The 13,597-nt window shown below is 33.8% G+C and carries 10 protein-coding genes; 6 read left to right on the forward strand and 4 right to left on the reverse strand.

Features of this window, described 5'->3' with window-relative positions:
* Positions 1 to 80: 80 nt before the first annotated feature.
* The 6 genes from ABD766_RS13385 to ABD766_RS13410 all read left to right on the forward strand — a co-directional run bounded on the left by ABD766_RS13385 (position 81) and on the right by ABD766_RS13410 (position 7,146).
* Positions 81 to 905, forward strand: coding sequence for a DUF4339 domain-containing protein (locus ABD766_RS13385; RefSeq protein ID WP_344817151.1), 825 nt, complete (start codon positions 81 to 83; stop codon positions 903 to 905).
* Positions 906 to 1,084: 179 nt separating this feature from the next.
* Positions 1,085 to 1,981 (forward strand): DUF2971 domain-containing protein, encoded by an 897-nt coding sequence (locus tag ABD766_RS13390; RefSeq protein WP_344817152.1) that lies wholly within the window; start codon positions 1,085 to 1,087, stop codon positions 1,979 to 1,981.
* Positions 1,982 to 1,993: 12 nt separating this feature from the next.
* The gene (locus ABD766_RS13395) at positions 1,994 to 4,684 is read left to right on the forward strand and encodes an McrB family protein (RefSeq protein ID WP_344817153.1); all 2,691 of its coding nucleotides are present in this window, start codon (positions 1,994 to 1,996) and stop codon (positions 4,682 to 4,684) included.
* Positions 4,685 to 4,686: 2 nt separating this feature from the next.
* Positions 4,687 to 5,922 (forward strand): McrC family protein, encoded by a 1,236-nt coding sequence (locus tag ABD766_RS13400; RefSeq protein ID WP_344817154.1) that lies wholly within the window; start codon positions 4,687 to 4,689, stop codon positions 5,920 to 5,922.
* A gap of 46 nt (positions 5,923 to 5,968) precedes the next feature.
* Positions 5,969 to 6,466, forward strand: a complete 498-nt coding sequence (locus ABD766_RS13405; RefSeq protein ID WP_344817155.1) for a hypothetical protein — start codon at positions 5,969 to 5,971, stop codon at positions 6,464 to 6,466.
* A gap of 380 nt (positions 6,467 to 6,846) precedes the next feature.
* The gene (locus ABD766_RS13410) at positions 6,847 to 7,146 is read left to right on the forward strand and encodes a GIY-YIG nuclease family protein (protein ID WP_344817156.1); all 300 of its coding nucleotides are present in this window, start codon (positions 6,847 to 6,849) and stop codon (positions 7,144 to 7,146) included.
* 258 nt (positions 7,147 to 7,404) lie between these two features.
* On the opposite strand, the gene ABD766_RS13415 is transcribed toward ABD766_RS13410, so the two are convergent.
* The 4 genes from ABD766_RS13415 to ABD766_RS13430 all read right to left on the reverse strand — a co-directional run bounded on the left by ABD766_RS13415 (position 7,405) and on the right by ABD766_RS13430 (position 13,491).
* Positions 7,405 to 7,683 (reverse strand): hypothetical protein, encoded by a 279-nt coding sequence (locus ABD766_RS13415; RefSeq protein WP_344817157.1) that lies wholly within the window; start codon positions 7,681 to 7,683, stop codon positions 7,405 to 7,407.
* Between the two features lie 487 nt (positions 7,684 to 8,170).
* Entirely contained in the window at positions 8,171 to 9,367 is a 1,197-nt protein-coding gene (locus ABD766_RS13420) for a tail fiber domain-containing protein (RefSeq protein ID WP_344817158.1), read from the reverse strand.
* Between the two features lie 698 nt (positions 9,368 to 10,065).
* On the reverse strand, positions 10,066 to 12,357 hold the full coding sequence (bglX, locus tag ABD766_RS13425; RefSeq protein WP_344817159.1) for a beta-glucosidase BglX: 2,292 nt from the start codon (positions 12,355 to 12,357) through the stop codon (positions 10,066 to 10,068).
* A gap of 57 nt (positions 12,358 to 12,414) precedes the next feature.
* Positions 12,415 to 13,491, reverse strand: coding sequence for an acyltransferase family protein (locus tag ABD766_RS13430; RefSeq protein WP_344817160.1), 1,077 nt, complete (start codon positions 13,489 to 13,491; stop codon positions 12,415 to 12,417).
* Between the last annotated feature and the right edge of the window lie 106 nt (positions 13,492 to 13,597).

The following is a 13,597-nucleotide window of genomic DNA, read 5'->3' on the forward strand; positions in this document are numbered from 1 at the left end:
CAGAAAAAGAACCTATAAATTATTTAAGAATTATAATATTAGAATAATTAATTAAAAATCAAATAAATAAAATTACAAGAATGAAAAAATATTTTATTCACAATGGCGAAACAGAAAATGGGCCATTCAATATAGAAGAACTTGCAACAATGCAAATAAAAGGTGATACTCCTATTTGGTATGAAGGATTACCCAATTGGACTACAGCTAGCAATGTTGAAGAATTAAAATCAATAATAGCATCAAATGCTTTACCACCAAAATTTGATAATTTAGCTCATCAAAACACCTCAATTCATCCACCAAATTTTAATAAAACAAATAGAGAATCCCAAGTGGTTGATGAATCAAAGAAATCAAAAACGATACGAAATGTTGTCATTGGATTGAGTGTATTACTACTTGCGATTATTGCATTTTCATTTATTACATCACAGCCAAGTACTGCCGAAATAGAACTTTCTACTATTAAGTCGGATTCTATTATAAAAGAAGACAAAAGAGCAAGTATTAATGCTGCCATAACAGAAAAGAATAAAAAATATAGAAATAATTGGTCAGATTATATTTCTGTAGCAACGAATGATTTTACGTATTACAACATTGGTGGGATTGAAAATTTACAAATAATTGCAACAAACAAAACCGAATACAAAATAGATGAAATTAACGTTACTATTTGCTATGAAATTGATAGCGGAGAATGTTACAAAACCGAAGAAATTACCATTTATAACATTCCACCAAACTCACAAAAAATTGAAAATGCACCTAATTCAAGTAGAGGCAAAAATGTATTAGTAAATATTGTAGGGATTTATTGTGATAAAATGAATTTTGGTTATGCTCCTGGCAATTGGGCAAATAATTCAGATGATCCTTATTTTACAAATGTTAAGCAATAACAATATCTTTAAAGTATACAAAAACAAAGAAGCACAGCTGCTCAAAGTCTATCGTTTTTAAAGACCAAAATAAAGAGTTTGATTTAATATTGCGATGGTTTACAGAAAAGTAAAGATTAAATTCAAATTTTGTTGCAGCAGGTTTTGAAAGATGCGTTGCAGGTAAAAGTTAACATTAAATGAAATTAGAAAGAACTATCAGAATTAATAAAGTACTTCGAGAATTAAACATTAGTCTTGAAAAAGGTATTTCTATTCTTAATTTAGGTGGATTTAAAATTGAATCAAACCCAAATTCAAAAATTAATGAATTTGAATTTGAGTTTTTAAAATATAAACTGAATCAACCAAAAACTGAAATAGCTCCAACTATAACTAATCAAATAACATTGTCTAAACTCAGAGATAATCTAGGTGTTACGCAAACCGTTTTTAAATATTTTGGCAATCAAAACTACAATGTAGAAAGTTTTAAACAAGGCTATTTATTCTTCTCCAATTATAAAAATTTTAATGATCCTTTTGACTGTAACATCAATTTAATCAGTTTTGAAAAAACAAATAAAAGAAAGCGAATAAAAGATAAAGAAGAAATCTTAAAAGATAATTTTACAAAACTTGGGATATGTTGTTTTAGTAGAAAAGTTGATTCAATTTTAATGTGGTCACATTATGCAACAAATCATACAGGATTTTGTCTTGAGTTTCATTCAAATAAAGATTTAGAAGGAATTAATCCTCTTGATGTAAACTATGTTGACAATTATTTACAAGCTGAGTATTATAAGAATCAAAAAGATGCAATTTTTCATGTAATTTTCACAAAAGCACAACAATGGAAATATGAACAAGAATTAAGAAGTATTAGAAATAATTTATCAGATGATTCTTCTAGAAAAATAGCATACAGAAAAAAAGATATCAAAGCTTTATATCTTGGTGTAAATTGTAGTGATTCATTAAAAAAAGAATTATTAAAAATAGTAAACGAAGTTTATCAAAATAGAATTGAAGTGTTTGAAGGAAATTTATCGAACTCTAATTTTGAAATAGTTTGGAATAAACTTTTAATATAATAAAAACAATAAATGACATTCAACGAATTTATAAAAGCCCTAACACCCGAACAAGTCAACTCTTGGTGGGATACTATTGCGCCAAAAGAAGCACCTGAAAAGGTTGAGGAAGAGAATTGGAAATATAAACTATCTAAAAATGGTAAAATACTTCCGTTCAAGTATACTGTAAGTGAATTAGCCATTTTCTGTGAAATTGATTTTAAAAGCAAAGATTTTAGTTCCAACGCAGCCAATAGAGATGGTTTTTGTGAAGCTTTTGATTTTGAAGTTATAGAAGATTTAGTTTATGACAATACCGAAGCGCAATCGTTTGTAACTTTTCATAAAAGTTTAAAACAAACCAGTGCTATTTTTCAAGACGCGTTAAATTATCTTCATAATATCATAAATAATAACGAAATCAATCCTTATAAAATCAGGATGGCTTTGCGAGATGCTAAAAAACAAGCAATGGTTATTATTGGGATGCGAGCTGTGTTTGCTTTTAGAGAAGAAAATGGCAAGGCAAGAATAGCCATGATTTTGGATAAAGAACTCTATGAAAGCAATAAAAGTTTATTGAATGTAACTTTTGAAGAGAAATTTAACGGCAAGCCAGAAAACAAAGTTTTAATCTCTTTTGAAATAAATGCTTGGAATGAGATACCGCTAACAATTATAGAAAATCATACCAAGGAATTTTTATTACAATACAACAGCATAAAAAATACTAAAAGAGCCACTTGGAATACTGAAGCCAATACTACCAATAGTGTTTTAAAGTATTTACTTTTTAAAGGTGAAAATGTAGAGAAATGGATAAGTAGTACAAAAAAAACAAGAAATCACCATATTGATTTTTTTACTGCGTTAGAATTTGAGATATTAAATAAATCACAAGGTTTAATTTGTGACAGAGCCAAACCAGAAGTAAATAAATACTACGACATACTAAAGTTAGCTTATGAAAAATTACACTATCTAACTGAGATTGTTCAAAAAGAAGTTTTCACAAAAGGAAAATTTAATTTATTAAAAAAACCTACGAATCAAGCCAATTACTTTCAAGGTTATATATGGTCTAAAATTTATCCTACATCAAAAGACAACGAAGACAAATGGTTGGCATTTACAATTGGACTTGATAGTGATTTTCATTTCAACATAAAAATTGACACAGTAGGTTTAGCTGATACTGACAAAAAAAGAATTGAATACCTAAAAAAGAGAGGTGATTTTTATAATTCAAAAATTGTAAATCGACCTAAAAGTGATGCATTCAATAATTGGGATGATTTAATTGATTATTGTATCAGCACCATAAAAAATCTAGAATCTGATTATTACGACTTAAAAAAAGCAACAGCCTTGGAAACTAAAACAGAAAATAAAGAAAACAACTTTCCTTTAAATCAAATCCTTTACGGTCCGCCAGGAACTGGGAAAACCTATACTACCAAAGAATTGGCAGTTAGTATCATTAATGCTAAATTCATTAACGATTTAGACAAGAATTTGTCTGAAGCGGAAAGAAGAAAAGCAATCAGTGGTGAATACACGAAATTGTTTGAATTGGGGCAAATCGTATTTACAACGTTTCATCAAAGCATGAGTTATGAGGATTTTGTGGAAGGGATAAAACCAGTTATGCGTGGAGAAGAAGATGGTGGTTTAAGTTATGAAATACAAGATGGTATTTTTAAAGCCATAGGAAATAAAGCACAATCACAAGAGTCACAAGAATCACAAGTAATTGTAAATAATTTTGAGGATAGTTGGAATAAACTAATAGAGTTGGTTAGATCTCAAATTTCAAATAAAAAATTGTTGAAAATAGGCTCATGGGATTACGGATTATCTACAAAAAATTCGCTTAAATATTCTTCTTTAAATTCACCATCACAATACACATTTACTATAACTAAGCAAAATGTATATGATGCATTTCATAATAAAAAAGCTAGACCTTCTGGTGCATTTCAAAAAGATATGTTAGACATAGTTGCTTTCATGAAAAAGGAATTAAAATTAAATGAGAATCAGATAATAAATAACCTAGATGAAAAGTATAAACAGAACAAACAAAACTATGTAATCATAATAGATGAAATAAATCGTGGTAATATTTCTCAAATTTTTGGAGAGTTAATCACATTAATTGAAGAGGATAAACGGATTGGAAAAGATGAAGCTATAGAAATAACATTACCATATAGTAAAGAATTTTTTGGTGTCCCTTCAAATCTATACATTATTGGCACCATGAACACAGCCGACCGAAGTGTAGAAGCTTTAGACACGGCTTTAAGAAGAAGGTTTACTTTCAAAGAATTAATGCCTAATAGCGAAGTTGTCAATAGAAAAGGTTTTACGGATTATTCACGTAACGCAATAATGGAAAAAATCAACAATCGAATTGAAGTACTGTTGGATAGAAACCATACACTAGGACATGCTTATTTTATAAAACCAGATTTTAAGAGTTCGTTTGAAAATGAAATAATTCCTTTATTACAAGAGTATTTTTATAATGATTATGGAAAAATAGGTTTGGTTCTAGGAAAAGGATTTGTAAGAGAGAAAAGCATAGCTAAAACAAATGACAAATCTATTTTTGCAGATTTTGAGACTAAAAACGAAGTGGATATTATTAAGTCTTATGAGTTAATTCCTTTTGATAAGGTTGACTTTGATACAGCTATTACAACATTATTAGCTTAATTATGTTAAAACAAAACGTTATACAAGTATTTGAACATAGCTTTCTAGCAATAGAAGGAAAGTTTGAACAACGTCATTTTGTGGCATTGTCAAAACTTAATGCTTTGCATTACTACAAGTATTTTGATTTAAAACATAATGGTATTGTGTTCAAGCAATACGTAGGCGTTATTCAAGTAGATGGCTTAACGATTGAGATTCTGCCAAAGATAGATAATGATGGAAAGAGCGAAGCGGTTTGGCAAAAGGCTTTAATCAATATGCTTCGAGTAACCCGAAAACTAAAAGTGCAACAAGTAGGCGAAGCTGATGTAAACAAACAACAAATTCATCTGTTAGACATTTACTTTGAGTGGTTTTTGAATGAGGTGCAACTCCTACTCCATCAAGGTTTAATCAAACAATATTATAAAGAAACCAGTAATGTAAAAGCGCTAAAAGGTAAGCTAGAATTTGCTGGTCATATCAATAAGAACTTGGTGCATAAAGAACGATTTTACACTACGCATCAAGTGTACGACAAAGACCATTTGGTACATCAAATTTTATATAAAGCTTTAGACATTGTAGAAAAATGCAGTAAAGGCAATTATCTATATAGTAAATGTAAAACCGTGCAATTGGATTTTCCAGAAGTAAAAAGCATCAATGTTAATGAAGCTACTTTTACCAAAGTACCAAAGAATAGAAAAACGGCTCCTTATGAAACGGCTTTGGCTATAGCAAGATTAATTATCTTGAATTATGCGCCCAATGTGTCTAGTGGCAATGAACGAATGTTGGCGTTGTTGTTTGATATGAATTCGCTTTGGGAAGAATATGTTTTGATAAGATTGAAACAAGCTGCTCCAAAAGAGGTAACTATCTATGGTCAAGAATCAAAAACGTTTTGGAAAACTATTTCTATTCGACCTGATATAGTAATTGAGAAAGGAAGTCAGAAATACATCATTGACACCAAATGGAAAAACATAGATTATTCTGAACCATCAACCAATGATTTGAGACAGATGTATGTTTATAATGATTATTGGAAATCTGATAAAGCCATGTTGTTGTATCCATCAAATACACCATCAATGATTAATGATGATAGCTTTGTTTCATTTGAAAAAATTGAGCATAAAAATGAACATCATGCATGCGCCTTAGGAAAAATATCGATTTTTGAGGAAAACAAATTAGACGAAAATATTGGAGTTAAAATATTGAATTGGTTTGATGTGATTGCTCGTTAACATAAAGAGGACAAACCTATAGATTTGTAATTAATATACTACCGTTATGGCCTTAGACAAACTAAAAAACTTACCTATTTATCAAAAAGCGGAATTGCTTTTTCAATTGGTGCAAAGTTTAGTTGCTTCACTTCCTGAGGAGGATGAATACATACAAGCAACAAAACATTTAATGATGGAAGACGCTATGATTATTCCGGCAAAAATTGCTGGTGCTGAAGGTGGCGATATGTATAGCATAAGAATGCAAAATGCAGCTATTATTAGAGAACACGCAATGCATCTGTATGTTCAAGTAGGAAGCCTACGATTTCATAAAGAATATAAAGATTTAGAATATGTGAAGTTGATTCGTAATGAAATTGATGCTTTTAGACTACTTTTTATAGAATGGGTAAAAAGTTTTGACACCACCAACTATTATTGGGATGAATGGGAATTGTTTAATCCAGAAGGCGCAACTCCTCCTGTAGATGATGGTCTAAATGAAGGATTTGATATCAATGATTTTTTGGATTTTGATGATGATGATGATGATGAATGATTGGTTTTAAGATGTTTGCGTAACGTTGACTTCGAGTAACCTCAGCCAACGGAAATATGTAGCTTGAGGAAGGTTTCTTAGCGGTGGCTGAGGTATTCACGTAACGTTGACTTCGAGTGGCCTCAGCTAACGGAGGTGTTTTGTTTAAAGTAGAGTTCTAGCGGTGGCTGAGGTATTCACGTAACGTTTACTTCGAGTGGCCTCAGTCAACGGAGGTGTTTTGTTTAAAGAAGAGTTCTAGCGGTGGCTGAGGTTACTCGAAGTCACTGCTTACGTGATGCGGTGGCTGAGGTTACTCGAAGTCACTGCTTACGTGATGCGGTGGCTGAGGTTACTCGAAGCCACTGCTTATTATATATATTATTTTTATGAAAGGTTATATGTACATTTTACTTTGTTCGGATGGTAGTTATTATACTGGAAGTACGAATGATTTAGAAAGACGATTGGCGGAACATCAAAATGGTGAAGGCGCGAATCATACTAAGAAACGATTGCCTGTTTCTCTATTATATTATGAAGAATACCAAAGAATTGATGAGGCTTTCTATCGTGAAAAACAAGTGCAAGGTTGGAGTAGAAAAAAGAAAGAAGCTTTAATGGAAGGTAATGTTGATTTGCTACCTGAATTAGCGAAGGCTTATAGGGATTTGCCTTCGAGTGGCCTCAGGCAACAATAAGACGTTTGCGTAACGTTGGCTTCGAGTTACCTCAGCCAACGGAGAATATTCTATAATAAAAAACCTCAGACAACGGAGGTGTTCACGTAACGTTGACTTCGAGAGCCTCAGCCAACGGAGAATATCCTATAATAAAGAGTCTCAGCCAACGGAGATATTTTGCTTAAGGAAGTGTTCTAGCGGTGGCTGAGGTTACTCGAAGCCCTGCTTACGTCATGCGGTGGTTGTGGCTCTCGAAACCACTGCTTACTGAGAGTACTATTCTTGTCGAACAGATGGTTGTCTTGCTTTTTCTCTAGCGAGTTTTCTTGCTAATCTCTTTGCTTTTTTTTCGGCTCTTTTCTCGGCTTTTTTTTCAGCGTGTATTCTTTGTGCTTCAATTTTAGAGGCGCGTTCCAATCTTACTTGAGTTGGTCGTTGTGGTTCTTGTTCTATTTTATCTAGAATATTTTCTTGTAGGTCGTCTTGTTTTTCTACTTGTGCTGAGGAAAATGAGATTCCTGCAAAAAGTAGTATCACTAACATTACTTTTTTCATACTATTAAAATTTAGTGGATTATTGTTTCTAACAAAGTTAGGCGCTACTATGCTAAAAGAGTTATAAAACTATCACAAAAGTTTACAAAATTCATTGATTATTAGGTCATGAGGAATTCACGTAACGTTGACTTAGAGTGCATTTCGAGAGCCTCAATGTAAAACCTCTGCCAACGGAGGTGTTTTGCTTGAAAAAAAGTTTTTGAAAGACGTTCACGTAACGTTGGCTTCGAGAGCATTTCGAGAGCCTCAATGTAAAACCTCTGCCAACGGAGGTGTTTTGCTTGAAAAAAAGTTTTTGAAAGATGTTCACGTAACGTTGGCTTCGAGTGGCCTCAGCCAACGGAGAATATCCTACATTTAAGGACCTCAGACAACGGAGATATGTAGCTTAAAAAAAGGTTCTAGCGGTGGCTGAGGTTACTCGAAGCCACTGCTTACGTAGATGTTTTATTTAAAGCGGTGGCTGAGGTACTCGAAGCCCTGCTTATGGTTTTGTGTTGTTTTTCAACAATTGAATTTCTTTTTTAAGATCTTCAATTTGAGCTTGTTGTTCTTTAATCGCTTCTACTAATACTGGAATTACAGCATCAAGGTTTACGGTTTTAACTTGCATTACTTCTACATCCTTACCTCCTTCTTCTCTACTGGTATTGGTAGTAGAAAGATTTTTAGTAACAACGGCTTCTGGTAAAACTTTCTCTAAATCTTGAGCTATAAAGCCTAATTGGTGACGTGGATTTAAGGAGTATTTTTTGTATTTTTCGGTATCATAATGATAAGACACACCTTCAATTTTAAGTATTTTGTCTAATGCTTTTTCAATGGGTGCAATTTCTTTTTTAAGTCTTCCATCAGAAATTATGAAATAACCACCTGATGTTCCTATGTCACCATCTGCACGTACTGCCCAACCATTATATGATATTTCTTGTCCGCTAACTCCAGTGGATTGATTAAAACTTATTCCTCTCACACCTGCACCAGTTAAACTTGTTCCATTATACTCACCTTGAACACCGCCAAAAACCGTTGTACCACTAGTAATTTGTCCGAAAGTTCCACTACCATTAAATGAGGAATAACCATTAACTGCCCATGGAAAAGCAACATTGCCGACACCATTCATTAAATCTCCTGCCAAAACAGTGTTGGTAGTTCCAATAAAAAATTCACCTAAATTGGATAATCTACCTCTTACAATATTATTAGAAACCAAATCAATATGCTGGTTAGTAGTTGTACCTAAAAATCCAGTAGCAGTAATAGCATTAGTGGATGCTGCATTTGTTCCTACCAACCAAGCAGCCCTAGCTGAAGTAATAGTAGAGGGAATAGAGGTTACAATAGAATGTGTTCCATTATTATTAAAAATGTTAGAAGTAATCGTCCAAGGATTTCCAGTAGCTAAACGAATCCAAACTCCATTCCAGTAGTAATACCCTGGCGTAACATCTCCAGCTGTATTGATATTGTAAACTAATAACGATGTTGCTGGTGTGGTTACTGGTGCGGCAACAGTAGTTGAAGTTAAACTTACACGAGGTATTAAGACACCTGTATTTAAAGAACTAACATCTAAGCTAGAACTTAAATTAGGAGAAGTGGTACCTATACCTACTTGAGCATTCATTTGAAATCCTAAAGTAGTACTAAATAAAATTGCATAAATAATCTTTCTCATTTTGTTGTTGTTTCCAGGTTAACCTTATTTTAATAAACTGTTTTAGCTATCTTAAATTGTCTTTTTTAAAGAAATTTGCATTGAAAAAAATCTAAAATCTTTAATTATTGTGAAAAATTACAACTTATTAAAAGTATGCATGAAATAAACTCGATTAACGTAATAAAAAACAGATTAAAGGCTTAAAAGCAATATAAGTCTTTAAAAATCAATCGATTTGAGTAAGATAAAAAGGGGCTTGAAGGATGTTGGCTTAACGTTGGCTTCGAGTGACCTCAGCCAACGAAGATGTTTTGCTTAAAAAAAGTTTTTGAAAGACGTTCACGTAACGTTGGCTTCGAGTGCCTCAGCCAACGGAGAATATTCTACAATTAAGAACCTTAGCCAACGGAGGTGTTCACGTAACATTGGCTTCGAGTGGCCTCAGCCAACGGAGATGTTTTGCTTAAAAAAAGTTTTTGAAAGACGTTCACGTAACGTTGGCTTCGAGTGGCCTCAGCCAACGGAGAATATTCTACAATTAAGAACCTTAGCCAACGGAGGTGTTCACGTAACATTGGCTTCGAGTGGCCTCAGCCAACGTAGATATTTTGTTTTATGAGAATTTCTTAGCGGTGGCTGAGGTGCCACGTTGAGCTTGTCGAAATGCTCTCGAAGCCCTGCCTACGCTATGCTGTGGCTGAGGTTACTCGAAGCCACTACTTTAACTCAAATTGTGTTTCAAGACCACTATCGGAGCTACCGCCTACTCTTATTTTGAAGGTGCCTGGTTCTACTTGATAATTGCCTTCGTTGTTGAAAAATCCTAATTCTTTGTCGGTTAGCGTGAATGTTATGGTTTTGGTTTCACCTTTTTTCAAATTGGTTAGTTCGAATCCTTTTAGTTCTTGAACGGGTCTTGCTATACTTGCCACAACGTCGTGAAGGTAGAGTTGCACTACTTCTTTTCCGTCGTAATTTCCAGTGTTGGTAACTTCTATGGTGACTTTTACCGTTTCTCCTTTATTGTATTCTGGCTTACTAACTTTTAGATTTTTGTATTCAAATTTGGTATAACTCAAGCCATAGCCAAAAGGATATAAAGGTGTGTTTTCAACATCGGTGTAGTGTGACCAAAACACATTTTTCTCATCATTCGTTGGTCTTCCAGTACTGTAATAATTGTAGTATATTGGGCATTGTCCGACGTTTCTTGGAAAACTCATTGGTAATTTGCCACTCGGATTGTAATCACCATATATTACTTGAGCTACTGCGTTACCTGTTTGTGTTCCAAGTTGCCAAGCTTCTACAATAGCCGGAATGTGTTCCTTTGCCCATGATAGCACTAAAGGTCTTCCATTATTTAAAACCAAAACAATATTGGGATTAACTTTAAAAACTTCTTCTAACAACTCTTGTTGAACGCCAGGTAAATCTAAATTGGAGCGACTTCTAGCTTCTCCAGATTGAAAGCCATGTTCGCCTAGAACCATCACTACAACATCTGAATTCTTAGCAAGATTTTTAGCGGCTTCAAATCCGCTTTTATCTGTGGTATTGAAAACTAGTTCGTTTACAAAAGTGGTTTTTCCAATAGTCAAATCGGCTCCTTTTTCAAAAGCTACCGTATTGCCTTTATAACTTTGCATCCCTTCCAAAACAGAAACAGCCGTTCCGTCCTCTGAAGCTACTCTCCAACCACCTAACGGACTTGTTTTATCATTTGCTAAGGAACCAATTAGCGCAATTTTAAGTCCGGATTTCTTTAATGGTAATAGATTATTCTCATTTTTCAATAATACAATTGACTTTTTTGCCATATCTAAAACAGCCTCATTGATGGCTTTGCTTCCTACAACTGCTTTTTCTCGTGCTTCATCACAGTATTTATAAGGATTGTCAAAAAGTCCCAATTCAAATTTTACTCGAAGTATTCTTCGAACGGCATCATCAATCAATGCTTCTTTTACCTTTCCAGATTTAACCAAATTGACTAATTCTGCAACATAAAAATGAGATTCCATATCCATATCAGAGCCTGCTATAACAGCTTTGGCTGTAGCATCGACAGCATCTTTTGCAAATCCGTGGTTTTTCATTTCTCTAATGGATCCCCAATCGGATACAATAAAACCATCAAAGTTCCATTTTCCTTTCAGAAGTTCACGTTGCAAAAAGCTACTTCCTGTAGCTGGAACTCCATTTAGAATGCTAAACGAATTCATAAAGGTTCTAACTCCAGCTTCTTTAGCCGCTTGAAATGGAGGTAATACAAGATTATATAGATTAGAATTACTGATATCAACAGTGTTGTATTCGCGACCGGCTTCGACAAAACCATAGGCAGCAAAATGTTTGGCACAAGCCGCAATAGTATTTGCTTTAGCTAAATCGGCACTAGTTTCACCTTGAAAACCTTGCACTCTTGCCACCGCTATCTTACTACCCAAAAAAGGATCTTCACCTGCTCCTTCCATTACTCTACCCCAACGAGCATCTCGAGACACGTCCATCATGGGTCCGAAAGTCCAATTAATTCCTGATGCAGAGGCCTCATCGGCAGCTACTTGAGCTGACTTTTTAATAGCTTCCAAATCCCAACTTGCTGCTTCAGCCAAAGGAATTGGACTCAATGTTTTATAACCATGAATTACATCCAATCCGAATAGTATTGGGATTCCCAATCTGGTTTCTTCCACTGCTATTTTTTGAACTGCTTTTACCTCTTTAACACCTTTAACGCTAAGCATTGCGCCTACCCATCCTTTTCGAAGATGTTCGTATTTAATTTCAGCTGTGCCACCTTTAGGAGTCGGACCTGTAACGTCCCAAAATCCATTATATTGATTCATTTGACCTACTTTTTCTTCTAAAGTCATTTGATTCATTAGTAAATCGATGCGCTCTTCAATTGGCTTTTTAGAATCGAAATAGTCTTTGTTTTGTGCGTTTATGTTAGCTGTTACTAGTAAAACTATTCCTAAAAGAAGTAACTGTTTATTTATCATACTTGTAAATTTATTTTTAACGTATAGTATCGCTTGCTGTTTGTATTTATAACACCTCTATGACCGCTTCTTTCTATACCAATCATAAATTGGTTTTTCAAAACCGTAATATAAAGCAATGGATACCAACCATAAAAGTATAAAATTTCGGTCGGGAAAAAATACAAAAGATTTAAGTTTCAAATTAACATAACTTATATGAACTAGATAAAAAGCAAAAGAAGCGTTACCCAACAAGACCATAACTTTGGATGATAAAAACTGCTGTAAATAAGTTCGCTGGCTCATCAAACCTTGAAATAGTAGTACTATAAAAAAAGGCAAAACAATAAAGAACAATAGTTTACCTTGCCAATGGTTAGTGCCGTGATCTACTCTACTCTCTTGGAACCATCCGATAACATACAAGGTTAAAACAAAACCTAAACCACCAATAGCAGTGACATATTTAGAAAAAGGAATTTGATTCCAAAATTTAGGATAGTAGGCTAAAAATATTCCGGCAAAAAATAAGAGCGATTGACCTGCAAAAGTGCTCATGGTTACAAAATCTATGGGAACCAAATACTTATCGGGATTTCCGTTGTAAAGTGTCCACAAATGACCTAACAGCAATGTAGTTGTAAATAGTACTATCAAAAAAAGTAGTAGGTATTTGAGGTGCTTTTCTAAAAGTAATAGCATCAATGGTGCGAAAGCATAAAAAGTCATCTCAACCGTAAGTGACCAAGATTGTGAAATAGCATCTAAGGAATGGGTTGAAGAAAAGCCTTGTAATAAAAGATAATGAGGTAAAGAAAAACGGTAGTTACCAAATCCTGAATCCAAATAATATAATGTAAGCAACAACCAATACAAAGGCATAATGCGAACAATTCGTTGGACGAAATACTTCCTGTAATGCGTTAATGATTGTAAAGGTTTGCTTCCATAGCTTTTAGCAATAAGAAATCCGCTTAACACAAAGAACAACTGAACGCCTAGATTTAGTTCGTTACAAAAGCGAAACAACTCTGGATGTATATCGTCTTTCCAATACTTGCGGTTATGGTAAACAAATATCATTATGGCTGCAATGGCACGAACTCCTGTAAGGGCTTTGAAATGGTTGGGTTTGGGTTGGTCGGCTGTCATTGTGGATTTGTAATGGGGTAAAGTTACAAATTTTTATGAGTGTGGCGTTTGTTTGGAAAATGGAACGCGGATGAAACGGATTGCTTCGCAAACGCAGATGGTCGCG

This window comes from Flavobacterium cheonanense (genome assembly GCF_039539185.1).
GTDB lineage: Bacteria > Bacteroidota > Bacteroidia > Flavobacteriales > Flavobacteriaceae > Flavobacterium > Flavobacterium cheonanense.

Excerpts from the sequence above, each read along its gene's own strand:
- ABD766_RS13385 (WP_344817151.1), top strand. The coding sequence starts at position 81 with ATGAAAAAATATTTTATTCACAATGGCGAAACAGAAAATGGGCCATTC.
- ABD766_RS13390 (WP_344817152.1), top strand. The coding sequence starts at position 1,085 with ATGAAATTAGAAAGAACTATCAGAATTAATAAAGTACTTCGAGAATTA.
- ABD766_RS13395 (WP_344817153.1), top strand. The coding sequence starts at position 1,994 with ATGACATTCAACGAATTTATAAAAGCCCTAACACCCGAACAAGTCAAC.
- ABD766_RS13400 (WP_344817154.1), top strand. The coding sequence starts at position 4,687 with ATGTTAAAACAAAACGTTATACAAGTATTTGAACATAGCTTTCTAGCA.
- ABD766_RS13405 (WP_344817155.1), top strand. The coding sequence starts at position 5,969 with ATGGCCTTAGACAAACTAAAAAACTTACCTATTTATCAAAAAGCGGAA.
- ABD766_RS13410 (WP_344817156.1), top strand. The coding sequence starts at position 6,847 with ATGTACATTTTACTTTGTTCGGATGGTAGTTATTATACTGGAAGTACG.
- ABD766_RS13415 (WP_344817157.1), bottom strand. The coding sequence starts at position 7,683 with ATGAAAAAAGTAATGTTAGTGATACTACTTTTTGCAGGAATCTCATTT.
- ABD766_RS13420 (WP_344817158.1), bottom strand. The coding sequence starts at position 9,367 with ATGAGAAAGATTATTTATGCAATTTTATTTAGTACTACTTTAGGATTT.
- bglX (WP_344817159.1), bottom strand. The coding sequence starts at position 12,357 with ATGATAAATAAACAGTTACTTCTTTTAGGAATAGTTTTACTAGTAACA.
- ABD766_RS13430 (WP_344817160.1), bottom strand. The coding sequence starts at position 13,491 with ATGACAGCCGACCAACCCAAACCCAACCATTTCAAAGCCCTTACAGGA.